This window comes from Hydrogenoanaerobacterium saccharovorans, assembly GCF_016901815.1.
Taxonomy (GTDB): Bacteria; Bacillota; Clostridia; order Oscillospirales; family Ruminococcaceae; genus Avimicrobium; species Avimicrobium caecorum.
The window spans coordinates 235,811-260,596 of record NZ_JACSNR010000001.1; the positions used below are offsets into that span (position 1 = coordinate 235,811).

Below are 24,786 nucleotides of genomic sequence, written 5' to 3' on the forward strand. Positions count from 1 at the left end.
AATCATTCTTCCCTTCCAGTTTGTCCGAAGCCCTCAGTTGGGCTTAACCATGTTTGAAATATCCACTTCCTGGGCATCTCTCCATAGTCGCTCCAGCGAATAGAATTCACGGACTTCTCCCCGGAACAGATGAACGATGACCGTTTCATAATCCAGCAGCAGCCAGTCAGCTGTTTCCCAGCCCTCCCGGCGGCGGGCATCAATGCCCAGTTCGCTGAGTTTTTCATCGATCTCATCTGCCATGGCCCGGAGCTGAGGGGTGCTGGAACCCGATGCGATCACGAAATAATCACACAGAGTGGTGCGATCATGCACATCCAGCAGTTTGATATCCTCGCCCTTCTTGGCGTCAATGCAGCTGACAATCTTTCCGGCCAGTTCCAATGCTGTCATTCCATCTCCTCCTTTCCATCAGCAATATTCCCCGCAGTCAATGCCATATTCCCGCATGATCTCCAGGGTATCCCGTGTCATGGGGGTGGCATTGGCGCGCATTTTCTTCAGTGTAAATTCCAGTGAGCACCGCAGTGCTGCATCCAGATCCCGGTCAGCCAGTTCCCGCACCTCCAGGGCATCGGGATAATCCCGCTCTGCCGAGGTGAGATCGGCAATATAGACGATCTTTTCAAACAGACTCATGCCGGTGCGTCCGGTGGTATGATAGGCCACACCATAGAGGATCTCCCGGTTATAGACCCCGAGAGTCTCCCAGATGTAAGCCGCTGCCGCCGGACCATGCCAGATGGGCGGTACAAGGCCAAAGGAATTATCATTCATTATATCATTCTTTATGGGGCCACGCAACCGCTTTACCAGCGAAAACTGCTCCTCTTCCGGAAGATTTTTACAGACATCGTGCAGAATCCCGGCAATCCGGCAGAGATAGGGGTTTTCCCCATAGATTCCCGCCAGTTCCTCCGCCCGGTCCGCCACATTCATGGAATGCTGGAACCGCTTGGGTTTTTCCAGACGGCGGGCTGTTTCCACGAACTTTTCCTCGTCATAGACCCAGTCCCGGACATCGCTTCCATAGAGCCCGTTCTGCAAAATATAGGAGAGCACCTTGGGATCAAGCCCCAGTTCCCGGCTGTCCCGGCAGCCGGCGGCAATGCGCTCCCGGATCTCGGTGGAGGAACAGTCAAAGGGTTCCTTGTGGATGATCCGTGCCTTTCCGCCCGCTGCCCGGATGCGTTCCGCCTGGGCTTCCAGCATCTCGGCGGTATCCCCGCCCCGCTCCATGGTGCAGATCTCCGCCAGCTTCACCAGTTCCGCGCCCCGGTGCCAGTCCAGCACGGTGCAGAACATATCACTGCCGGTGAGCAGATAGAACTCCCCGTCCGGATAGAGCTGCCGCAGCTCTTCCAGGGTATCCACCGTATAGCTCTTGCCGCCCCGGCGGATCTCGATGTCCGAAACCTCAAATCCCGGAAGCCCTTCCGAAGCCAGCTCTGCCATGCGGCAGCGGTGTTCGCCGTCCGGCAGATGGTCGGTGTGCTTGTGGGGCGGCTGATAGGTGGGGATCAGGAGCATCTTTTCCAGCCCCAGCTCCTGCTGATAGGTCTTTGCCAGGCGCAGGTGCCCGTCATGGATGGGGCTGAAAGTCCCCCCCAGAATGCCGATCTTCACTGTCCATTCCTCCTCCGGCTTCTATGTCCGTCACTCAGCGGACATCGTCCTTTTTCAGGCTGATCTTCGGGTTCTTCAGGTTCCGGCGGAACAGTACAAACCGCATGCCGATCACCTGTACCACCTCACTGCCGGTGGCCTCTGCCAGCTGGGCAGCGATCTCCCCGGCAAAGCCCGGAGCGGTTTCCAGCACCTTGCCCTTGATGAGTTCCCGGGCGGTGAGCGCGTCGTCCACCTGCTTGATGAGATTCTCCGAAATTCCCTCTTTGCCCACCTGCAGAATGGTCTCGGCACTGTTTGCCAGACTGCGCAGATAGGCTCTCTGCTTGCTTGTCAGCATCTGTTATTCTCCTTTTCACTGGGGTTTGTCACCCGGATCTCGCCGCTTTCCACCCGGCGTCCGATCTCCTCCGCCATCTGCCGGAGCGCTTTGCCCCGGTGGCTGATCCGGTCCTTTTCCTCGTCGCTGTATTCGGCAAAGCTGCGCTCGCCGATATAAAAGATCGGGTCATAGCCGAACCCGTTCTGTCCCCTGGTTTCATATCCCACCATGCCGGGGCAGTCGGCATGGAAGGCATATTCCCGACCGTCTGCCAGCACAAAGTGAATGGCGCACTCATACCGGGCGCCCCGCTGTTCCGGCGGTGTATCCCGCAGTTCGGAGAGCAGCAGTTTGATCTTCTCGGGATGGGGCAGGTCCTCCCCGCCGTACCGGGCCGAATAGACTCCCGGGCGTCCGCCCAGGGCATCCACACAGATGCCCGAGTCATCGGCGATCACTGCTTCTCCGGTGTGCTGATGCACGGTCATGGCCTTGATGCGGGCATTCTCCGCAAAGGTGGTGCCGTCCTCGACGATGGGCACATCAATGCCCTCTTCCTTCATGCTGGTCACCTGGAAGCCCAGCGGCTCCAGGATGCGCTTGAATTCCCGCATTTTGCCGGCATTGCCGGTGGCTACGATCACTTTCATGTCCGTTTTCTCTCCCTTGTATTACAGCTCCTGTCCCTCAAACAGCGCAGCGGCAAATTCCGCCGGCACAAAGGGACGCAGATCGTCAATGCCTTCGCCTACGCCGATGAACTTCACCGGCACGCCCAGCTCCTCCCGGATGCCGATGACAGCGCCGCCCTTGGCGGTGCCGTCCAGCTTGGTGAGGACAATACCGGTGATCCCGGCGGCCTCCTGGAAGCTGCGGGCCTGGGAGATGGCGTTCTGACCGGTGGTGGCATCCAGCACCAGCAGCACCTCCACTGCCGCGTCGGGCAGTTCCCGGCTGATGACCCGGGCGATCTTGGAAAGCTCGTCCATGAGGTTTTTCTTGTTGTGCAGGCGTCCGGCGGTATCGCAGATAATCACATCGGCGCCCCGGCTCTTGCCGGCGTGGATGGCGTCAAACACCACCGAAGCGGGGTCGCTGCCCTCCTCGTGGCGGATCAGCTCGGCACCGGCACGGTCTGCCCAGACTGCCAGCTGTTCCGCTGCCGCCGCACGGAAGGTATCCGCTGCTGCCAGCAGCACCTGCTTGCCCTCGCCCCGGAGATAGGCCGCCATCTTGCCGATGGTGGTGGTCTTGCCCACGCCGTTGACGCCGATCACCAGCACCACCGAGGGCTTGGTGGAGAGATCCAGCGGGCTCTCCTCCCCCATCAGGCCGGTGATGATCTCCCGCAGCTGTCCGATGACCTCAGTGGGCTCGGTGATGCCGGCATGGCGTACCCGGTCCCGGAGCTCGTCCATGATGCGCATGGTCACATTGGCGCCCACATCGCCCATGATGAGTGTTTCTTCCAGCTCGTCAAAGAAGTCCTCGTCCACCTTGGTAAAACCGGCAGCCAGATCCTCCAGACGGCCCATCAGCGAATCCCGGGTCTTTTTCAGCCCGGCGCTGATCTTTTCAAAAAATCCCATAGTATCCTCCTAACGGGGTCGGTCAGGCATTCTGGCCCGCACCGATCCCGAGTTTTTCCTCCAGTTCGCCCACCCGCAGTTCGATGAGCTTGGATACGCCTTCCTCCTGCATGGTGACACCGTACAGTACATCGGCTTCCTCCATGGTACCGCGGCGGTGGGTGATGGCAATAAACTGGGTATGACCGGTCATGCTGCGCAGGTACCGGGCATATTTGGCTACATTCACATCGTCCAGCGCCGCCTCGATCTCGTCGAGAATAACAAAAGGCGCCGGGTTCACCTTGAGGATGGCAAAGTAGATGGCGATCGCCACAAAGGCCTGTTCGCCGCCCGAGAGCGCCGCCAGGTTCTTGATGACCTTGCCCGGGGGCTGCACCTTGATCTCGATGCCGCAGCCCAGGGGATCAGCAGGGTCTTCCAGCAGCAGTTCTGCCCGGCCTCCGCCGAACAGCTCGGTGAAGATCTGTCCGAAGTGACGGTTGATCTCCCCGAAGCTCTCCAGGAAGAGCTGACGCATCTGGGAGGTGAGCTCCTCGATGAGCCTGCCCAGTTCCCGCTTGGACTTTTCCACATCGTCCAGCTGGGCGGACAGGAAGCTGTACCGCTGGGATACCTCCTCATATTCCTCCACAGCGCCCACATTGACGCTGCCCAGACCCCGGATGCGGCTGCGCACCGCTGTCAGACGGCGCTCGGCCTCCGCCGGGTCCTCGGGCGCGGACACCTGCTGCACTGCCATGGTTGGGGTGAGCTCATAGCTCTCCCACAGTTTGGCGACCACCTGATCCCGCTCGCTGCCCGCTGCCTGGAGCCGTTCGTCCAGACGGGCGGCTTCCCGGGCATGGGTTTCCTTGCGGGCGGAGAGCTCCCGGCTCTGGGAACGCAGGCTGCTCACCTTCTGTTCGCAGTCCCGCCGGGTCTCCTCACTCTGGCGGATGCGCTCATTGGCAGTGACGGTCTGTTCCGCCAGCTGCTCCAGACGCATCGACCCGGCCTCAATGGCACTGCGGTCGGTCTGGATGGAGCGCTCCAGTTCGGCGATCCGCTCCCGGATCTCCGCCAGACGGTTCCGGCTGTCCTCCTGCCGGGCGGTCAGGCGTTCCTGTTCCGCCTTTGCCGCCGCCAGATCCTTTTCCTGTTCCAGCCGCTGCAGATCCAGGGCTGCCTTGCGGCGCTCCTGATCCCGTCCGGCTTCATCTGCCTTTCGGCGCTCCTCCTGCAGGGCTTCAATCTTAGCGGAAACCTGATCCAGCTCTCCGGTCAGACCGGACAGCACCGTTTCCGCGCTGCGGTTCTCGCCGGTGAGCTGTTCCACACGGGCTGCCAGCGCCGCTTCCTCCGCCTTTTCCTTGGCGGCGGATTCCCCTGCCGAAGCAAGGATCTGTTCCAGGCGCTTCTTCTCCCCCTCGGCCCGGATGCGGTCGTCCGATACCTCCCGCAGACCGGCGTCAATGCTCCAGATCTGCGCTTCGATGCGGCTGATCTCCTCCCTGGCGGCGGTGAGGGTGCGCTCCTGTTCCGCAGCCTTCTGCTCCAGGGCAGCGGCTTCGGCTTCCAGCTGGTCGATCTCGCCCCGCCGTCCCAGCAGACCGGCGCTCTTGGCAGTATAACCGCCGGTCATGGCGCCGCCGGTGTTGATGACCTGTCCGTCCAGGGTGACGATGCGGAATTTGTAGCCGCACCGCTTGGCAATAGCGACGGCGCAGTCCAGATCCTCGGCGATGAGGATGCGACCGAGCAGATGCTCCACAATGCCGGAGAAACGGCTCTCGGCAGTGACCAGCGACGAGGCAATGCCCACGGCGCCCTCCATACCGGCAAACTCCCGGTCGTCCATGCGCCGTCCCCGCACTGCCGTCATGGGCAGGAAGGTGGCACGGCCCTTGCGTTCCCGGTCCAGCAGGCGGATGCACTGCTTGGCGGCGTTTTCGTCCTCCACGACGATGTTCTGCATACCGGCGCCCAGAGCGATCTCAATGGCGGTGGAGTACCGGGGATCGGCAGCTGCCACCAGCTGGGACACCGACCCATGCACGCCCCGGAGCATTCCCCGGCTGCTCTGCTGCAGGATAAACTTTACGCTGTATGTATAGCCTTCCAGGCTCTTTTCCATTCCCTCGAGGATGCCCGCCCGCTGGCGCTTCTGGGCCGCTTCATTCTGTACAGCGGCAAGCTGATCCGCCAGCTGCTGCCAGCGTTCCTTCCGGCTCTGCAGGCGCATCTCCCAGCCCTTCCGGGCATTCTGGAACTCCTCCTGCCGGGCATCGGTGCCGGCGAGCAGTTCCTCGCACTCCGCCAGCTCCTGCCGGGTGCGCTCCAGTTCCCCATCCCGGCTGCCGCTCGCCTGGCGGATCTCCTCCAGACGGCGGTGGGTCTCCTCCAGCAGCGACTGACTCGCCGCCCCGGAGAACCGGGCATCATCGATCTGCTTATAGATGGCGGTGCGCCGGAACTTGAGAGATTCGATCTCCCCGTCCAGCTCTGCCAGCTGCTTTTCGTTCTGCTGAGCACGGGCTGTTTCCTCGGTCAGGCGGCTGCGGATCTCCTCCCCGGCCTGTTCCAGGGCGGCAATGCGCTTCTCCGCCTCAGCGGCGGCAGCCTGATCGGCATCGGTGTGTTCCAGCCCCTGACGGTGCTCCGCTTCCAGCGAGGCGATGCTCTCCCGGCTGTGGGCGATATTGTTCTCCCCCACCGCCTGATCCGACCGGATCTGGGCTGCCTCCGCCTCCCATTCCCGCAGGCGGGTGCGGAGTCCGTCCGCTGTGACGGCACAGTCCTGCATCTGGGTGTAGAGCAGATTGATCCGCTCCTCCATGCCCTCCTCTTCCCGGGCCAGGCTGTCATACTCGCCCCGGGCTGCCAGGAACTTATCCTGCAGCTCCCGGTACTGGGCGGAGAGCTGGTCGATCTTCGCCAGCCACACGCCGATCTCCAGAGTGCGGCGCTCGTCTGCCAGCGCCAGATATTCCCGGGCCTTTTCCGCCTCTTTGCGCAGCGGTTCCACCCGTCCCTCCAGTTCCGAGAGAATGTCCCGGAGCCGGAGCATGTTCTCCTCGGCGGCATCCAGACGGCGCTGGGCTTCACCCCGGCGGTAGCGGTACTTGGAGATGCCCGCTGCCTCCTCGAAGATCTCCCGGCGCTCGGAACTGCGGCTGGAGATGATCTCCGCGATGCGTCCCTGTCCGATGACCGAATAGCCGTCCCGTCCCAGGCCGGTATCCATGAACAGCTCATAGATATCCTTGAGACGCACCGAAGCGCCGCCCAGACGGTACTCGCTCTCGCCCGAACGGTAGAGCTTGCGGGTGATGGAGATCTCATCGCTGTCCACCGGCAGCAGACGGTCCGAGTTGTCCAGCACCAGATTGACCATGGCACTGCCCTGGGGTTTGCGCTTGGCAGTACCGCCGAAGATCACATCTTCCATGCGGCTGCCCCGGAGGGTCTTGGTGGACTGTTCTCCGAACACCCAGCGCACGGCGTCCACAATATTGCTCTTGCCGCTGCCGTTGGGGCCTACCACAGCGGTGATCCCCTGGTCAAAGGTGAGCTTCACCTTGTCGGGAAAGGACTTGAAGCCCTGGATCTCCAGCGATTTGATCTGCAAAATACCCTCACTCCTCTCGGTTCTGCCGCTGTCTGTCCCCAGTCTGCGCTGCTGCGCCGATTCGGGACGGACAGCCGTCCGTTTTTTATTCCAACTCCGGCAGGATCTGTCCCGCCGGGATCTCTGTATCTTCCCGGATAGTGACCTGCCAGCCCAGTTCTGCCAGACGGGTCAGGTTCTGCCGGTGCGGCCCGGTGAACTTCGACCGGTCCCGGGGATTGAGCCGCACCGTCACCGGGCCAGGAACACGCCCGGCAAGGCCCCGGAGCAGCCGCTGCACCAGCAGTTCCCCTTCGCACAGTTCCCGGAACGCCGGATGATATGCCCCGCCCAGCAGACGCTCCTCCAGCGACCGGCTGGCATGGAGCCCCAGGCGGATCACCCGGATGCCCTGGTCTTCGAAAAATTCCAGCAGCCCGGCGCAGAGCGGAACACTCTCCCGGACTCCCGGCGGCTGGTAAATGCCCTGGCGGTACCACTTCCCCATGCGGGTGCCGTCCAGCACCACCGTGGGATAGATGCGCACCTCTGCCGGGGAGAGGGCTGCCAGCTCCCGGGCGGTGTACCAGGCGCCCTCAGGGGTATCCCCGGGCAGACCGGTCATCATCTGAAGCCCCAGCGAAAAGCCCATCTCCCGCACCCGGCACGCCGCCCGGCGCACCTGGTCCGCGGTATGACCCCGCCCGTTGAGTGCCAGTACCCGGTCGTCCATAGACTGGGCGCCCAGCTCGATGGTGGTGACGCCGTACTCCCGCAGAAGGGAAAGCACCTCCGGCTCCACGGCGTCGGGGCGGGTGGAGAGCCGGATGCCCCGCACCTTCCCCGCCCGGACATAGGGCCGGGCAGCGTCCAGCAGCCGGAGCATATACCCCCGGTCGATGGCGGTGAAACTCCCGCCGAAGAAGGCGATCTCCGCCTCAGCCGCCCGGCTGCCCAGGCTTTGTAGGGCCGTTTCACAGGCGGCGGTGACATCAGCGGGCTCCGGCGGACGCTCCGCTCCGGAGATGGCGTTCTGGTCGCAGAAGCTGCACCGGTGGGGGCAGCCGATATGCGGCACAAACAGGGCGATGTTGGCGTGCTTCACCTCATTCTCCCATGAGCTCGACGGCTTCCTTGGCAGCCATCTGTTCCGCGGCCTTCTTGCTCTTGCCCTCGCCGTGCCCGATGACATTGGAGTTGATCTTCACCTGTACCACAAAGGTCTTGTCGTGATCGGGGCCGCGCTCCTCCACCAGCTCATAGCTGAGCTGTTCCTCGGGGTTCTTCTGGACGATCTCCTGCAGCAGGGTCTTGTAGTCCTTGAAGGCGGGCTTTTCCTCGTTTTCCAGGCTGCGCAGCACAAAGGGCATCAGGAACTGCCGGGTGCGCTCCATGCCGCTGTCCAGATAGACGGCGGCGATGAGTGCCTCAAAGGCATCGGCCTGGATGGAGGGGCGTTCCCGTCCGCCGGAGTTCTCTTCGCCCTTGCCCAGCAGGATATAATCGCCGAGGTGGATCTCCTTGGCCCAGCCCCAGAGCGACTTCTCGCAGACAATGGAGGCCCGCAGCTTGGTCAGGTCGCCCTCTGCCAGATGGGAGCTCTTGAACAGGTAGTCGGACACGATGATGGACAGCACCGCGTCCCCCAGGAACTCCTGCCGCTCGTTGTACGGGCAGCGGGAGCGCATCTCATTGGCATAGGAGGAATGGGTCAGCGCAGTGCGCAGGTATCCCTCATTTTTGAACTCATAGCCGATGGTTTTTTCCAGCTCATGCATCTCTCTCACTGTGCTTCCTCCTCTCCGGCGGCAGCTTCTGCCTTGGCGGCGGCCTCAGCTGCACGGTAGCTTTCCATATATTCTTCAATCAGGCCGACCATATTGTTCTGATGGCAGGTCATGGCCTGGCGGATGGCGTTCTTGAAGGCCTTGGCATTGGAGCTGCCATGGGCCTTGATGACCGGCTTGCGCAGGCCCAGCAGCGGAGCGCCGCCGGCCTCGTTGGAATCGGATTTCTTCTTGAGGGCCCCAAACTTGCCCGCCAGCAGGAGACCTCCCAGCACGCCCGGGAAGCTCTTGACCATGGATTTGAGCTCATTGGAGAAGAACTTGCCCATGCCCTCGGTGGTCTTGAGAATGATGTTGCCGGTGAAGCCGTCGGTCACGGCGACATCCACTTCGCCCAGGGGCAGACCCCGGGCTTCCACATTGCCAGTGAAGTGGATGGGCGCCTCCTTGAGCAGGGGCAGCACATCCAGCTGGAGCTGGGTGCCCTTGTTCTCCTCGGTGCCGATGTTCACCAGGCCCACCCGGGGCTTCGGGATGCCCTGCACCTTTTCCATATAGGCGCTGCCCATGAGGGCGAACTGCAGGAGCATCTCCGGACGGCAGTCATGGTTGGCACCGGCGTCCACCAGCAGGTAACCGGCTCCGGCATTGGGAACCAGGGTGCCGATGGCAATACGGCGCACGCCCTTTACACGCTTGACAATGAGGGTGGAGCCCACCACCAGGGCGCCGGTGCTTCCGGCGGACACAAAGGCCTCGCCCTTGCCCTCGCTGAGCAGGCGCAGACCCACTGCCATCGAGGAATCAGCGTACTTCTTGAGCAGGGTGGTGGGGTCCTCCTCCACCGGGATCACCGACGGCGCATGGACGATCTCCATGCCGTCCAGGGAGATCTTCGCCTCAGCAGCAGCCTGACGGATCTTCTCCTCATCACCGGTGAGCAGGATCTCTGCCCCCAGCTCGTCCACTGCCTGACGGCAGCCTTCTATCACAGCCAGCGGCGCATGGTCGCCGCCGAACGCGTCAACGATAATTTTCATAGCTTATGCCTCCAAATCTCTCAGGGTCTGTTCCAGATCCTGCATGGCACGGGCAGCCAGTGCGCCGTAGCGCTCCGCCTTGCCCTTGATCTTCTCGGGAAGGGGCGGCAGGATGCCCATATTGCTGCCCATGGGCTGGAAATCCTCCGCCGTGGACGAGCTGATATACCGGGTCAGCGCGCCGAGCATGGTGGTTTCGGGCAGCTCCAGCGGGGGAAGTCCCCGCAGCCGCCGGGCCATGGCAATGCCGGCGATGAGTCCCGACGAAGCCGACTCCATATACCCCTCCACGCCGGTCATCTGACCGGCGAAGAAGATGCGGGGGTCACTGCGCAGCGAGAAGTCCGCATGGAGCAGCTTGGGCGAATTCATAAAGGTATTGCGGTGCATGACGCCATACCGGGCAAAGACCGCGTGTTCCAGACCGGGGATCATCGAGAATACCCGCTTCTGTTCCGGGAATTTGAGGTTGGTCTGGAAGCCGACGATGTTGTAGAGGGTACCGGCTTCATTCTCCCGGCGCAGCTGGACCGCTGCCCAGGGACGGTGACCGGTTTTCGGGTCCCGGAGCCCCACAGGCTTGAGGGGGCCGAACCGCATGGTGTCAGCGCCCCGGCGGGCCATGACCTCGATGGGCATACAGCCCTCATAGACCTTGAAGTCCCGCTTTTCAAACTCCTTGAGCTCCACGCTCTCAGCGTTTGCCAGTTCCCCGGCGAACTTCTCATAGCCCTCCTTGTCAAAGGGGCAGTTGATATAGTCATCGTCCCCCCGACCATACCGGGCAGCGAAGAACACCTTGTCCATATCGATGCTGGACGCCTCCACAATGGGGGCGGCGGCGTCAAAGAAGCTGAGATACTCCGCCGAGATCAGCTCCCCGATGGCGGCGGAAAGCGCCTCGGAGGTGAGCGGGCCGGTGGCGATGATCACATTCCCGTCCGGAATCTCAGTGACTTCGCCCTCCCGGACGGTGATGAGCGGATGACTGCGGATCTTTTCGGTGACCAGCGCCGAGAATCGGTCCCGGTCCACAGCCAGGGCGCCGCCGGCAGCCACAGCTGTCTCCTTGGCACAGGGGACACACAGGCTTCCCAGCCGTTCCATCTCCGCCTTGAGCAGTCCTGCTGCCGATTCCAGACGGCTGGCCTTGAAGGAGTTGGAGCAGATCAGCTCGGCGAAGTCCGGGGAGTGATGCGCCGGGGAAAACTTCCGGGGCTTCATCTCCCAGAGGGTGACGGGAATGCCGTTCTGAGCCAGGGTCCAGGCGGCTTCACAGCCGGCAAATCCGGCTCCTACCACAGTGACAGGGGTCATTCCTTGGATACCCCCTTTTCATAGCCGCAGCCTTCCTTCAGGCAGTGGATCTTGGCAAAGCGTCCGGTCTTTTTGAACAGGGTGCTGCCGCACCGGGGACATTTCTCCTCGATGGGCTTATCCCAGGTCATAAAATCGCAGGTGGGATAGTTTTCACAGCCATAGAAGCTGCGTCCGCTCTTGGACTTCTTCACCACGATGCGTCCGCCGCACTTGGGACAGATGCCGCCGGTGTCCTCCACCAGACGGCGGGTGTTGGTGCACTCCGGGAAACCGGAGCAGGCCAGGAACTTGCCGTACCGGCCCAGACGGATCACCATGGGGCGTCCGCACTTCTCACAGATGATGTCAGTCTCCTCGTCGGGAATCTTCACCCGGGTGCCTTCCATATTCTTTTCCGCCTGTTCCAGGGTGGCGGAGAACTCGTCATAGAACTCGCTCAGGGTGCTGACCCAGTCCTCCTTGCCCTCTTCCACCTCGTCCAGGCTCTTTTCCATGTTGGCGGTGAACTTCACATTGACAATGTTCGGGAACTGCTCCTCCATGAGCTTGGTGGTCACTTCGCCCAGAATGGTGGGCTTCAGGGCCTTCTGTTCCCGCTCGATATAGCCCCGGGCCAGAATGGTGGTGATGGTGGGGGCATAGGTGCTCGGGCGTCCGATGCCGTTTTCCTCCAGTGTCTTGATAAGGGAAGCTTCGGTGTACCGGGCCGGCGGCTGGGTGAAATGCTGGTTGCCGCCCAGGGATTTCACCTTGAGGGCGTCACCGGTTTCAATGGGCGGCAGCTTGCCTTCGGCGTCCTCAGCATCGTCCCGGCCCTCCTCATAGAGGGTGGTGAAGCCGTCAAACTTCACGCTGAAGCCCGAGGCCTTGAACAGGTACTTGCCGGCGTGAATATCCGCTGCCACTGTATTGTAGAGGGCATTTGCCATCTGACTGGCGAGGAACCGCTCCCAGATGAGCTTGTAGAGCTTGTACTGGTCGGCAGAGAGGCTGTCCTTGACCTTGTCCGGGCTCATTTCGATCATGGTGGGACGGATGGCCTCATGTCCATCCTGGGCATTGGATTTGGACTTATACACCCGCTTGGACGGCGGCAGGTACTGGGTGCCGAACTTTTCGCCGATGTACTTGGCAGCGTCTGCCTGGGCCTCGTCCGAGATACGCAGCGAGTCGGTACGCATGTAGGTAATAAGACCCACAGCGCCCATGCCCGCTACCTCCACGCCTTCGTAGAGCTCCTGGGCTGCCTTCATGGTGCGGCGGGCCTGGAAGCCCAGCTTGCGGGAGGCCTCCTGCTGGAGGGTCGAGGTGGAGAAGGGCGGTGCCGGGCTCTTTCTGCGGATGCCCTTCTTCACCGCTCCAACGGTGAAGGCTTCCCCTTCCAGCTCTGCCAGGATGCGGTCGGTCTCCTCCTGGTTGGCAAGCTCCATCTTGCCCTCGGGGGTGCCGTAGAACTTGGCGGCAAAGGGGCTGCGGCTGCCCGAAGCCAGCAGCTTGGCATCGATGGTCCAGTACTCCTCCGAAACGAACTTGCGGATCTCCTCTTCCCGGTCGCAGATCAGGCGGACAGTCACCGACTGCACCCGTCCGGCGGAGAGACCCCGGCGCACTTTTTTCCACAGGAACGGGGACAGCTTATAGCCCACGATCCGGTCAAGGATACGACGGGCCTGCTGGGCGTTCACCAGGTCAATGTTGATGGTGCGGGGGTGTTCCATACCATTTTTCACACCGCTCTTGGTGATCTCATTGAAGGTCACACGGTTCTGATCGTTGAGATCCAGCCCCAGGATATAGGCCAGATGCCAGGAGATGGCTTCGCCTTCCCGGTCCGGGTCGGTTGCCAGATAGACCTTGTCGCTCTTTTTCGCCTGCTTCTTCAGCGACGAGATAAGCTCCTTCTTGTCCTTCATTTCAATGTAGTCCGGTTTGAAGCCGTGTTCGATGTCCACGCCGATCTTGCTCTTGGGCAGGTCGCGGATGTGTCCCATGGACGCCACCACTTCATAACCGGAACCGAGATATTTCTTGATCGTTTTGGCCTTTGCGGGGCTCTCCACAATCACCAGATTTGACATATCGTTTCCACTCCTTTATCGGACGGTTCCCGAATGAAAAGAACCGTCTGCCAAACGGCCCGAAGGCCGGAACATTTCATATAGAATCAGAGTGCCGTATAGCCCAGCGGGCCATGGCTCTCGATCAGTCCGTAGATCTCCAGCTCACTGAGCGAGGAGAGGATCTCCCCTGCCGGACGCCCGGTCTGGACTGCCAGCTGGGCGGCTGTGACCGGCTGGGAACCGATCTGCCCGAGCAGGTCCGCCTGGCTGCGGCTGAGATAGTCGGGAACGGGCCGGCGCCGGGGCGGATCAGGACAGACTGCCGGATCTGCCGGCAGACCGGACCGCTGTCCCGCTGGTTTGCGCTGGGGACGGGGACGGCTCCCGGAGCGCAACCGCACCGGGTCGGGTGTGACCTGACTGGGAACGCTCCTGCCCCAGCTGGGCACCGAGGCATACTCCTCCAGAATATCCCCGGCACAGGTCACCGGTTTGGCGCCCTGGAGCAGCAGCTTGTTGGTGCCCCGGGAGAGGGCTTCGTCGATGCGTCCCGGCACGGCGAACACATCCCGCCCCTGGCTGAGGGCATGCCCGGCAGTGATGAGCGAACCGCTGTACTCGTCCGCCCGCGCCACCAGCACACCCCGGGACAGTCCCGAGATGATGCGGTTGCGCATGGGGAAGTTTCCCGGGCGGGCCGGCTCTCCCACCGGATATTCGGTGAGGACAGCGCCCTTTTCTGTCATCAGTTCCCGAAGGGGACGGGTGCCCTTGGGGTAATCGAGTTCGATACCACAGCCCAAAACGCCGATTGTGACGCCCTCGGCTTTGATAGCGGCCCGATGTGCCGCCTGATCGATCCCCATGGCAAGCCCGCTGACAATGCTCACCCCGGCTGCCGCCAGCTCCTCCGAAAGCCGGGAAGCTACGGTCAGGCCATATTCATCGCTGTGCCGGGAACCCACCACCGCAATGGCAGGCCGCTCCTCCAGCCCCGCCAGGCTTCCCCGCAGGAACAGGGCGGACGGCGGTGCATAGATATGCCGCAGACAGTCGGGATATTCGTCGTCCCCGGGGGTGAGCACCCGGCAGCCCTCCCGCAGCGCCTCGTCATACTGGCGCTGGGCGGCATCGGTGTCATGGCACAGCACCCGGGCGATCCGTTCCCGGGTGAGCAGGGCGGTCTGCCGCAGTTCCTGCTCCGACGCCTCAAAAACTGCCTTTGCCGAGCCGTAGAACTCCAGCATTTCATGGGAAAGCCGGGTTCCCCGCCCGAACAGCCCAGCAAACCACAGCCAATAAACAGCCTGATCCATAGGATTCCCTCCCAACTCCCAAAGAAATCGTCCTGTTATCCCCGGCGGCGCATTTCCCACAGGAAAATGCTGGCAGCCACCGAGGCATTGAGGCTCTCGGACCGGGCCGAGATGGGGATAAACACTGTTTTTCCACAGGCTTCGATCATTTCGGTGGAAAGACCGGAGCCCTCATTGCCGATGACCACCGCCACGCCGTCCCGGTCGAGCCGGGCTTCATCGCTGGTCATGGCAGAGCGGTCCAGGGCAGCTGCCAGGGTGTCGATGCCCTTTTCCCGCATGGAGCGGATCAGCTCAGGCAGATCCCGGCTCACCAGAACCGGCTGGCGGAACACGCCGCCCATGGCAGCCCGCAGCACCTTGGGGCTGTACAGGTCGGGGCAGTCGTCCGAGAGGATCAGCCCGTCACAGCCGAAGGCCAGGGCTGAACGCAGCACAGCGCCGATGTTGCCCGGGTCCTGGAGCGAGCTGAGCACCAGATAGCGTCCCTGGGGCGACAGGCTCTCCGCAGTGAGGGAGGGCTCGGGGATACGGCAGAGGGCAAAGACCCCCTGGGTATGCTGGGACGCCGCCAGCTTTTCCGCCACCGGACGGGTGATGCGCACCTCACTGCCGCAGGCTGCCTGGGCCGGGGCGAGATAGGGTGCATATTTTTCGGCGGCTTCATCGGTGCGGTAGAGCGCCTCAATGCCGATGCCGGCAAGGGCTGCTTCCTCCACGAGTTTAGCCGATTCCACGACAAAAAGACCGCTCAGGCTCCTCTCCTTTTTCTGGCTGGAGAGCCTGACCAGTTCCTTGATCCGGGGATTCTGTGAAGATGTGATTTCCTGCACGGTCACCGTTCCTTTTCTCCCGGCAGAACCGGGGGCTTTGTTCAATTTCCTATTGTATGCCCAGAGTGTGCCTCTTGTCAATCCGCCGGACTGATTCCGGCAGTGTTTCCGGGTATCAAAAAACGCCCGCTTTCTGTGAAAAACGGGCGTTTCTGTGCGAAAAATTAGAGAGCAGCCTTAGCCTTCTCTACCAGAGCGGTGAAAGCGGCAGCATCGTTGATAGCCAGCTCAGAGAGCATCTTGCGGTTCAGGGTGATGCCAGCCTTCTTCAGACCGTTCATAAAGGTGGAGTAGTTCACACCGTTCATGCGGCAGGCAGCCGAAATACGGGTGATCCACAGAGAGCGGAAGTTTCTCTTCTTCTGCTTTCTGCCGATGTAAGCATACTGACCGGACTTCATCACGGCCTGCTTCGCCATCTTAAATCTCTTGCTCTTTGCGCCGAAGTAGCCCTTGGCGAGCTTCAGAGTCTTCTTTCTTCTTTTGCGGGTCATAACCGCGCCCTTGATACGAGCCATTTCCTATACCTCCAAGAGTTTATACAATAAAGTAGTGATCCGATTTTTTCAGCAAGCGGTCGGCTTACTTGTAAGGCATCAGCAGTCTGAGAGCCTTCAGGTTGGTGCCATGTACATAGGCAGCCTTTCTCAGCAGTCTCTTACGCTTGGTGCTCTTCTTGTTCAGAATATGTCTTCTGAAAGCCTGAGCTCTCTTGATCTTGCCCTTCTTGGTCATCTTGAAGCGCTTCTTGGCTCCGCTGTGTGTCTTAAGCTTCGGCATAATAATGAATCCTCCCTAAATTTTACTTACCATTCTTTGCGGTAACAAACATGGTCATGCTGCGGCCTTCCAGCTTCGGCTGCTTTTCCACCGTGCCGTATCCGGCTACGCTTTCGGTAAAACGCTGCATGATGGTGGTACCCAGTTCCGGGTGGGCCATTTCACGACCGCGGAAACGGATCGAAACCTTGACCTTGTCGCCGCCCTCCAGGAACTTGATGGCCTGCTTTACCTTTGTATTGAAGTCGTTGACATCAATATTCAGCGAAAGACGGATCTCCTTGATATCAATGGTTTTCTGATTCTTTCTGGCTTCCTTTTCGCGCTTGGACTGCTCGAACCGGTACTTGCCATAGTCGATGATGCGGCACACAGGCGGAGTGGCCTGGGGCGCAATCTTCACCAGATCCAGATTCTTTTCCAGAGCGATCTTGTAGGCGTCCCGGGCGGACATAATGCCCAGCTGGCTGCCATCGGTATCGATCACTCGTACTTCCTTGTCGCGGATTTCTTCATTGATCGGCAAATCCTTAATGCTAACGCACCTCCATTAGACTGAATAAAAAGATAAAGCGCAGGCAGTATTCCGCCCACGCTCTGATAAACACACATCACAAAACGATCTCCCTTGGGAAACCGTCCATGAACCCGTATCTACCATGTGCTGCTTGATCGCGCACCGGTGAAAGCGAACTACCGCTCTACTTGATTTACCAGAACAGTATACCAGCTCCCCACCGGAATGTCAAGCACTTCTATATAATTTGTAGTTTATTTCTTACTCTAGCTCATCACTTTTTCCCAGATTACAATCTTCGCACAATGTTCGCAAATTTGATGGTATCGTTCTTCCACCCTTTGAAACAGGGATAATATGATCAACATGTAATTTAACTCCATCTTGAGCTGTACGCCCACAAATTTGACAACGAAATCCATCTCTTTTCAAAATCGAATACCTTAACTTGTCTGTCATGAGAGCTCTTTCCCTACTACGACGTGCCATCTCGGTTTGAGAATTAGCATCTATCTGTTTAAGTTCCTCATATCGCTCTAACACCTTATTCAAGGCATACTCTTTCCTTTTAGAGTAACTATTTCGTCCCTTAGGACTTCTGTAATTAGCTACACAAGTTACACTACCAGTTAAAATTGGCTTCTTCATCAACTCGCAAAACAGTTTTTCTTCTATAATTTTATATTTTTTATATCCAATATGGATTTTCTTAGATTCCTCAGGTGTAATAGTTGACTCTAGTTCAGCGGTTTTTTGCTGATAATCTTGATATATCTGTTGATTTTTCAGTACATTCGAAGCTGAATTATATAATTGCTCATCTTTCCGTACAGCGTCGTCATAGAGAGTGTTCAAATCAAATCTATCAAACTTCGGCTTTGTTGATAGATTTACATCATAAAAAAATTCACTGCGAAAGCCGTCAAGAAACTCTGTTTGTTCATTCAATTCTAACAATTTTTTTATACGCTCACTTGATTCCTTTACGGTATTTTCTTGCCATACATGAAAAATCATCCATATTCCTAATAAAATTAAAGCAACCAGAATAATTTCCATAAATATAATAACCTCTCTGCCCAACTAAAGTTGTATATTTATATATTAAAACGGCACTTCGATTGTCCGGCCCAGGGCAAAGGAGTAGAGCAGGCATTCCTTCACCGGGCGACCCAGTGCCCGCCCGATGAGCCGTCCATAGAGCCCCAGCTGCACCCGGTAACGCTCCCGGAGCGCCTCCTCGGAAAAGACCCGGTCGGTCTTGTAGTCCACGATGACGATGCCGTCCTCCTCTTCAAAGATGCAGTCGGCTACGCCCTGGACGGTGGTGCGGTTCTCCCCCAGCCCGGCATCGGCCAGACCGGCGAGCTCCTCCTCGCCGATCACCGCCAGGAAACGGTACTCCCGCCACACCTGCCGGGCCCCGGCAATGCGCTGGTAGAGCGGCGATTCAAAGAAGGTGCGGATGCGGTCGGTTTCGATGGCAGCGCCCTGTTCCTCGGTGAGGAATCGGTCCTCCATCAGACGCTCCAGCTCGGCATCGGCGTCCCGTGCCGCCGCCGGATAGCTGCAGAACTGCATATAGGTGTGCATGGCGCTGCCCTTTTCCGCCGGAGTGAGCCCCTGTTTATAAAGGTAGGCCGGACGTGCGGCAAACCGGGGCTTCTCCACCTCGCCCACCTCCTCTGCCAGATGGGAGATGGCAAACTTGGAGGAGAGCTCGGTGGCGTCCTGCCAGGGATACTGCCAGTCCATCTCCTGCCGGAGCTCCTCGGTGAGCGCCGGGTCAGGCGGGGGCAGTTCCTCCTCCGGGGCAGCCTCTGCCGTCCGGCATTCCGCCTCCAGCCCGGTGAAGATCCGGAAGTGTCCCGGACAGGAGGCCGGGAATTCCTCTTCGCAGTCCGCCAGCTCCCGGAGAGCAGTGCCGTCCGGGTGGTGAAGCAGCGCCATGACGATCCAGTCCAGATAGGTGCTGCCGCCCCGCACTGCCGCAGCCGGCAGCCGTCCGTCCTCGAGGTCGGTGACCTCCTTGGCACAGAATTTGTCCTGGGTGGTGGAAACGGTCCCCACCAGGATCAGCCGCTCCCGTGCCCGGGTGAGCGCCACATAGAGCATCCGCAGTTCCTCGCTGCACAGCTCAGCACCCAGCTTCCGTCGCAGGGCAGCTAAGGGCAGGGTATCGTATTCCAGCCGGCGCTGCTGATCCCGGAGCCGGCAGGCAAAGCCCAGCTTGCCATGGAGCAGCGCCGGAGCCGAGAGATCCTGCCGGTTGAAGGTCTTGCCGCAGTCCGCCAGGATCACCACCGGGAATTCCAGTCCCTTGGACTTGTGGATGCTCATGACGGTGACGGTATTCTCCCCGGCGGACACCACGGTGCCCTTGTCCAGATCCGCCCCGGATTCCACCAGCCGGTCAATGAGCCGCAGGAAGGCGGACAGCCCCGAATAGCCCCGCTCCTCATAGCCAGCGGCATACTCCGGAAGCAGCCGCAGATTCTGCAGGCGCTGACGCCCGTTTTCCATGGCCCGGGCCACCGACTCAAAGCCGGTGAGGTCATAGAGCTCGGTGATGAGCCGGCTCACGGGGATTCCCGCCGACCTCGCCCGGAGGTGCTGCACCAGCCGGAGGAAGTCCGCGGATTTTGCGTTCTCCTGGGCGTGCAGCACCAGACAGGCATAGAGCGAGCGGTCCCGGCCCTTCAGCCGGATCTCCGCCAGTTCATCGGGGGTGAAGGCCGCCAGCGGCGAGAGCATGGCAGCAGCCAGGTCGATGTCCAGCAGGGGGTTGTCCACCGCCCGGAGCAGCGACAGCACCGCCGAGATCTCCCGGCTGTACAGATAGCCGCCGCCGCTTTCCCCGATGCCGCTGATGCCCCGCTTTTCCAGCGCCTGGAGATAGACCCCGGCCTTGTCCTTCACCGACCGCAGCAGGATACAGATATCCGCCGGACGCACCGGGCGCATCACCCCGTGATCCGACACCTGGTACCCGCTATGGATCATCTCTTCAATGAGGCCGGCAATGTATTCGGCCTCCTGTTCCCGGGCGGAATCCTCGCCCTTCTGCTTCTGCACCAGATGCACCTCGCACCCGCAGCCCTCCGCCGGAGGATAGACTGCCCCGGCCTGGAGCTGTTCGCCGTCCCGGTAGTCCATCTCCCCCACTGTCCGGCTCATGGTCTGCTCAAAGAGGAAGTTGATCCCCTCGGTGACCTCCTGCCGGCTGCGGAAATTCTTATTGAGCGAAATTGCCGCCGGCTGATCCGCCTCCACAGGCCAGGGAGCAAACTGCTCCTTCTTTTCCAAGAAGATCGCCGGGTCGGCCTGCCGGAACCGGTAGATGCTCTGCTTGACATCGCCCACCATAAAGAGGTTCCGTCCGTTGTCCGACACCGCCCGAAAGATGCGGTCCTGTACGGCGTTGGTATCCTGGTACTCGTCCACGAACACCTGCCGGAACTGCCGGGAGAGCTCCTCTGCCAGCCGGGTGGGATGCTCCTCCCCCTCCGGGCTGCGCTCGATGAGCAGCCGGATCGCCAGATGCTCCAGGTCAGAGAAGTCCAGGGCATTCTTGGCCCGTTTGCGCTCGGCATACCGGCGGTCCAGTTCCGACGCCATGGCAAAGAGCTTTTCCACCATGGGCAGCAGCGCCCGGCGGTCGGACTGGAACTGTTCCTCGGTGCAGAGGAATACCTCGTCCCGCAGGTCTTCCAGCAGCTCCTTGGCCTGATCCCGCAGAGCAGTCACCCGGGCCTTTTTCCACTCGTCCTCATAGCCCCGCAGAGCCGAAAACCGTCCGTCAATGTGCTGTGCCGCCTGATAGGCGCCGTCCCAGTCCCCGGCGGTGAGGCAGTCCAGAATCCCTTTTGCCGCCGCATACAGGGTGGCTACATAGCTGCCGTAGGCCTTCTGGATCTTCTCGTCGCCGTCCAGCAGGTCCCGGGCTTCCTCCATGGCTTCCAGCGCCTGTCTGGCCCCCGAAAGAGCATCGGCAATGAGCAGCTTTCCCCAGTCGGTTTCACCGATGGGAGCCTCGCTGCGGTAGCGCTCCAGTGCCTGTTCCAGCCAGGCCTCATAGAACGGATGCGCCCGCACAAAATCGTAGAGCCGCAGCAGGGTATCGGTCACCCGGCGGTCGCTGCGCTCCTCCGAGAGCAGCTCCACCAGCGAGAGAAAACTCTCCTCCCCGGCGGCATATTCCTCCTCGAGGATCTCTCCGGCGGCTTCGGTGCGCCAGACCTCCAGCTCCTTTTCATCGGCAATGCGGAAGCCGCTCTGAATATCCAGCAGCTGGAAGTTCTCCTTCACGACGCGCTGGCAGAAGGCGTGCACCGTGCTGATGTCCGCCTTTTCCAGCAGAATGAGCTGCCGGGCTACCGAACTGTCCTCGGGGTGTTCCCGCTGCACGGCCCGGAGTTTGACCGCGATGCGCTCCCGCATCTCCTCCGCGGCTGCCCGGGTAAAGGTGACGATGAGCATCCGGTCGGCATCCACCGGGTCCACCGGGTCAAAGATGCGCTGCACCACCCGTTCGGTGAGCACCGCTGTCTTGCCGCTGCCCGCTCCCGCCGACACCAGAATGCCCGGGTTCCGGGCTGTGATCGCCGCCAGCTGTTCTTCGGTCCAGGTCACATCTGCCATGCCAGCTGTCCTCCTTCCAGTTGCTCATAAATCTCCGCTTTTTCCAACTTGACCACCGGGCGGTCAGGCCATTCCGCCTCCCGTCCGCACACAGACCGGTAGTCGCAGTATTCACAGGGCAGGCGTCCGTTCCGGTTCGCCGGCACTGCCCCGATTTTTCCCTCATGCAGCAGCTCTGCCATCCGCACCACATTGCCGGCGATCTGCCGGCGCAGCAGTCCGAGCTGTTCCTCGGTGATCACCGAGCTTGCCGCTGTATAGCTGCCGTCCTTTTTGAGGCTCACCGGGATATACCGCCCGGCGGTGCCCAGTTCCATGGCCTCGATGACCTCGGGATTGTCCAGCACCATACCGCTCATGCAGTAGCTCTTGCGCTGATCCTCGGCAATGCTCTCGGCGCTGGCGTCCCGGCGGTCCCGGGTAAAATGCCCGCTGCCCGGCATATACAAAACACCTGCTTCCCCCGGACTGGGAAGATCGGCCACGCCGTTTTCCCCCAGGGTGAACAGATAGAGCAGCATCTGCATATTGAGCCCCTGCACCACTTCCGAAAGATCAAATTTCTTGCCGCCGGTCTTGTAGTCGATGACCCGGATATAGTCCCGGTCGCTGCCGTGATAGCAGTCCACCCGGTCCACCTTGCCCTCCACCCGGACCTCATCGCCCGAGGCAGTGCCAAGGCGCAGCGGGCGGGTGCCCTCCTGTTCCCCGATGGGGTACTCGAACCGCAGGGGCCGGAACTCGCTCTGACAGAGCTCCTGGGCCAGCATCCGCACCAGCCGGAAGATCTGATCCACCATGCGCCCGTAGAGGTAGAAGAACCGCTTGGGCAGGGCGTCCCGGTCCTGGGTGCGGGCGGAGAGGGAGCCGTCGGCAATGGAGCGGATCTCCCGGCGCAGGGCGCTGTCCTCCAGATCCCGGAGCTGTTCCGGGGTATAGCGCCGGAGCAGTTCCTCCAGCGCCAGGTGGATCACATTGCCCAGCTCCAGCGGGCTGAGCTCCGCCCGGCTCCGGGGGGTGAGCCCCAGGCCGTACCGGCAGAAATAGGCATAGGGACAGCCATAGAACTTCTCCAGCCTGGTGGCGGAGAGGGTCATATCCCCGCCGAACAGCCGCCGGGCCAGTCCCAGATCCGAAAGCGCCGCCCGGTAGCTGTATGCGGCATCGGCGTGTTCCTCCAGCGAGAAGCCGCTGTCCAGCGCCGCCCGCAGAGCGCTGCGGTACTCCGGAGACCCGGAACCCGCCGCCAGCTGCTCCATGGCAACCGACCGGTTCACCGCCCCGGAGAGGCCGAGCTGTTCCGGTGTGCGGGGAGCAGCTCCGGTGAGTGTCTGTGCCTCGGTGACGATCACCGACGGCGTATTGCTGCTGCCGTCCAGACCGGCGGCAGGCCAGCTGATCCACAGCCGTTCTGACGGCACTGTCACCGCGAAGTAGGCGTAGAATTTTTCCCGCACGGCCTGTACCCGGGCGGTCTGGGAGAGCTGCAGCCCCGCCGAAATGAGCTGGGCACGCTCGTTTTCCCCGAAGAGCCCCACACTGCCGCAGGCTGCCGGGAATACCCCGGCGGACGCGCCGATGACATAGGCGCTGCGGATGCCAGTGGGACGGATGCGGTCGGCTGTGCCGACAATGACCTGATCCAGCGTCTGGGGGATCTCCCCGATGCGGATGGCAGCGGCGCCGCTGTCAAAGAGGCTTGCCAGCACCCGCAGCGGCAGCCGCCGGGGTCCGATCGCCGCCGCCAGGGTGTCCAGCAGGTTCATCAGCTCCTCCCAGACCCGGTCCTGTTCTTCCAGCTGCCGCAGACGTTCCTCCTCCGGTTCGGCGGCACGGCAGAGGGCCTCGATATGGTCTGCCGCCCCGATGCTCTCCAGCAGGTGATAGACCGCTGTGGAAAATCCCGGGCCATCTGCTTCCCGCAGCTCCCGGCGGAACCGCTCCAGCGGCAGGATCACCCGGCTGCGCACCCCATTGATGCGCTCCAGACGGGCGGTATCCTCGGGCGAAAACTCCGCCTGGAAGCCCCCCGGATGGTTCTCAAAGGGCTTCTGCCAGTCCCTGCGGCCCACATTCCACACATAGCAGTAGTTTTCCAGCTCGGCGGCAGCTTCGGGGTCGATGCCCACGGCTGCTGCCTTGGCAAACCGCAGGATATTCCCCGCAGTAAATCCCTCGGCGGCACAGTCCAGTGCCGCCCGCACTGCCGATACCGCTGGGGTATCCGCCGCCCCCTGGGGCAGGTCGGCAAAGAAGGGGATACCATACTTTCCGAAGGTGCGCTCCAGCGCGATGCGATAGGGCGCAAGATCCCGGCAGATCACCGCGATCTCCTTGTAGCGCAGTCCCCGCCGGCGCACGTCCTCACAGATGGAAGCCGCCACCGCCGCAATCTCCTCATAGGGGTCGGCGGCCCGGACCAGGGTGACCCCCTCCCCGGACGGCTCACCCCCGGCAGTGGGACGCAGGAAGTACTGCTCCACCCGCCGGAGTCCCTCGCTCTGGAACCGCAGCGGCTCTCCCATGAGGATGGGCTCTGCCACCGGCACAGCGCTGTCCCCGGCCATCTGCACCAGCCGGGCAGCACTCTCCTTCGAGGCGGAAAAGACGCCCAGCCCCTGGTCGGGATCGTCCAGCCCGTCACAGGTAAAGGCGGCGGTCACATCCGATGCCCCCGCCAGCATAGCGCCGAGCATCTGATATTCCGCCTCCATAAAGGCGGTAAAGGAGTCGATGAATACGCTCACCCCGCCGAAGAATTCCCGGGGACTGAGCATCTGCACCGCCCGGATCAGGTCGTCCTCGCCGTCCAGATAACTGCGGTCGATGAGCGCCTGATAGGCGGCATAGATCGAAGCAATGTCGCCGATCTTCTCGGTCAGGGAGGGATTTCCGGGCAGGGCAAGACCGAACAGACGGTCAGGTGTGACGCCTGCCGCCTTGAGTTCGCCGATCTCACCGATCATGTCCTCGATGAAGCCGGGCTTGTCCGCCTGGGCCGCATAGACCTCCAGTCCGCTGCCCATCTCCTGGAGGGTTACCCCCATGAGGATGCGCCGGGCTGTATCGTCCAGCGCCCGTCCCGCCAGACCGCCGTAATACCGGAATACATTGTCACACAGACGTCCGAAGCCCAGCACCTCCACCCGGGAGGAGAGCTCCGGTCCCAGACGGAGATAGAGTTCCCGTTCGTTTTCAAAGGAGAACTGTTCCGGCACCAGCAGAATGGCCTGTCCGCCGGCTTCTGCCACCTGTCCGATCCGCCGGTAGAGTTCGGTGGTCTTGCCGCTTCCGGCCCGGCCTAAAATGAGCTGCAGCATGGTGTCCCTCCTGACTGCGTAAAAAGATGATCTGCCTTCATTTTAA

Annotated in this window: 19 protein-coding genes; all 19 read right to left on the minus strand. The window is 61.2% G+C overall.

Going from position 1 to position 24,786, the window contains the following annotated elements; genetic code table 11:
• Positions 1–33: 33 nt before the first annotated feature.
• The gene (rsfS, locus tag H9X81_RS01180) at positions 34–393 is read right to left on the minus strand and encodes a ribosome silencing factor (RefSeq protein WP_177503163.1); all 360 of its coding nucleotides are present in this window, start codon (positions 391–393) and stop codon (positions 34–36) included.
• An 18-nt stretch (positions 394–411) separates the two neighbouring features.
• Positions 412–1,626, minus strand: a complete 1,215-nt coding sequence (gene nadD, locus H9X81_RS11990) for a nicotinate-nucleotide adenylyltransferase (protein WP_204719285.1) — start codon at positions 1,624–1,626, stop codon at positions 412–414.
• Positions 1,627–1,660: 34 nt separating this feature from the next.
• On the minus strand, positions 1,661–1,966 hold the full coding sequence (gene yhbY, locus H9X81_RS01190; RefSeq protein ID WP_177503160.1) for a ribosome assembly RNA-binding protein YhbY: 306 nt from the start codon (positions 1,964–1,966) through the stop codon (positions 1,661–1,663).
• The gene (gene rdgB / locus H9X81_RS01195; RefSeq protein ID WP_204719286.1) at positions 1,960–2,598 is read right to left on the minus strand and encodes an RdgB/HAM1 family non-canonical purine NTP pyrophosphatase; all 639 of its coding nucleotides are present in this window, start codon (positions 2,596–2,598) and stop codon (positions 1,960–1,962) included. The genes yhbY and rdgB overlap by 7 nt, the downstream gene beginning before the upstream one ends.
• Before the next feature lie 21 nt (positions 2,599–2,619).
• A complete protein-coding gene (gene ftsY / locus H9X81_RS01200) occupies positions 2,620–3,537 on the minus strand; it encodes a signal recognition particle-docking protein FtsY (protein ID WP_204719287.1) in 918 nt (305 codons plus the stop codon).
• Between the two features lie 22 nt (positions 3,538–3,559).
• Complete coding sequence (gene smc, locus H9X81_RS01205) at positions 3,560–7,147, minus strand: chromosome segregation protein SMC (RefSeq protein WP_204719288.1); 3,588 nt, start codon at positions 7,145–7,147, stop codon at positions 3,560–3,562.
• An 85-nt stretch (positions 7,148–7,232) separates the two neighbouring features.
• Positions 7,233–8,231 carry an elongator complex protein 3 gene (locus H9X81_RS01210; RefSeq protein ID WP_345941512.1) on the minus strand — a complete coding sequence of 333 codons (999 nt, stop codon included), beginning with the start codon at positions 8,229–8,231 and terminating at the stop codon, positions 7,233–7,235.
• 1 nt (position 8,232) lies between these two features.
• A complete protein-coding gene (gene rnc, locus H9X81_RS01215) occupies positions 8,233–8,904 on the minus strand; it encodes a ribonuclease III (RefSeq protein WP_204719516.1) in 672 nt (223 codons plus the stop codon).
• A 5-nt stretch (positions 8,905–8,909) separates the two neighbouring features.
• On the minus strand, positions 8,910–9,953 hold the full coding sequence (gene plsX / locus H9X81_RS01220) for a phosphate acyltransferase PlsX (RefSeq protein WP_191392366.1): 1,044 nt from the start codon (positions 9,951–9,953) through the stop codon (positions 8,910–8,912).
• Between the two features lie 3 nt (positions 9,954–9,956).
• Positions 9,957–11,270: a methylenetetrahydrofolate--tRNA-(uracil(54)-C(5))-methyltransferase (FADH(2)-oxidizing) TrmFO gene (gene trmFO, locus H9X81_RS01225; protein ID WP_204719290.1), complete on the minus strand. Its 1,314-nt coding sequence runs from the start codon at positions 11,268–11,270 to the stop codon at positions 9,957–9,959.
• Complete coding sequence (gene topA, locus H9X81_RS01230; RefSeq protein ID WP_204719291.1) at positions 11,267–13,351, minus strand: type I DNA topoisomerase; 2,085 nt, start codon at positions 13,349–13,351, stop codon at positions 11,267–11,269. Before topA ends, trmFO begins: the two co-directional genes overlap by 4 nt.
• Before the next feature lie 86 nt (positions 13,352–13,437).
• Positions 13,438–14,649, minus strand: a complete 1,212-nt coding sequence (gene dprA, locus H9X81_RS01235; RefSeq protein WP_204719292.1) for a DNA-processing protein DprA — start codon at positions 14,647–14,649, stop codon at positions 13,438–13,440.
• Positions 14,650–14,684: 35 nt separating this feature from the next.
• Positions 14,685–15,488 (minus strand): TrmH family RNA methyltransferase, encoded by an 804-nt coding sequence (locus H9X81_RS01240; RefSeq protein ID WP_204719293.1) that lies wholly within the window; start codon positions 15,486–15,488, stop codon positions 14,685–14,687.
• Between the two features lie 158 nt (positions 15,489–15,646).
• A complete protein-coding gene (gene rplT / locus H9X81_RS01245) occupies positions 15,647–16,000 on the minus strand; it encodes a 50S ribosomal protein L20 (protein WP_177504206.1) in 354 nt (117 codons plus the stop codon).
• A 64-nt stretch (positions 16,001–16,064) separates the two neighbouring features.
• On the minus strand, positions 16,065–16,262 hold the full coding sequence (gene rpmI, locus H9X81_RS01250; RefSeq protein WP_177504204.1) for a 50S ribosomal protein L35: 198 nt from the start codon (positions 16,260–16,262) through the stop codon (positions 16,065–16,067).
• 22 nt (positions 16,263–16,284) lie between these two features.
• A complete protein-coding gene (infC, locus tag H9X81_RS01255) occupies positions 16,285–16,788 on the minus strand; it encodes a translation initiation factor IF-3 (RefSeq protein ID WP_207750999.1) in 504 nt (167 codons plus the stop codon).
• 252 nt (positions 16,789–17,040) lie between these two features.
• Positions 17,041–17,838, minus strand: a complete 798-nt coding sequence (locus tag H9X81_RS01260; protein WP_204719294.1) for an HNH endonuclease — start codon at positions 17,836–17,838, stop codon at positions 17,041–17,043.
• Between the two features lie 45 nt (positions 17,839–17,883).
• The gene (gene addA, locus H9X81_RS01265; protein ID WP_204719295.1) at positions 17,884–21,420 is read right to left on the minus strand and encodes a helicase-exonuclease AddAB subunit AddA; all 3,537 of its coding nucleotides are present in this window, start codon (positions 21,418–21,420) and stop codon (positions 17,884–17,886) included.
• Positions 21,408–24,740, minus strand: coding sequence for a PD-(D/E)XK nuclease family protein (locus tag H9X81_RS01270; RefSeq protein WP_191392359.1), 3,333 nt, complete (start codon positions 24,738–24,740; stop codon positions 21,408–21,410). The genes addA and H9X81_RS01270 overlap by 13 nt, the downstream gene beginning before the upstream one ends.
• Positions 24,741–24,786 lie beyond the last annotated feature (46 nt).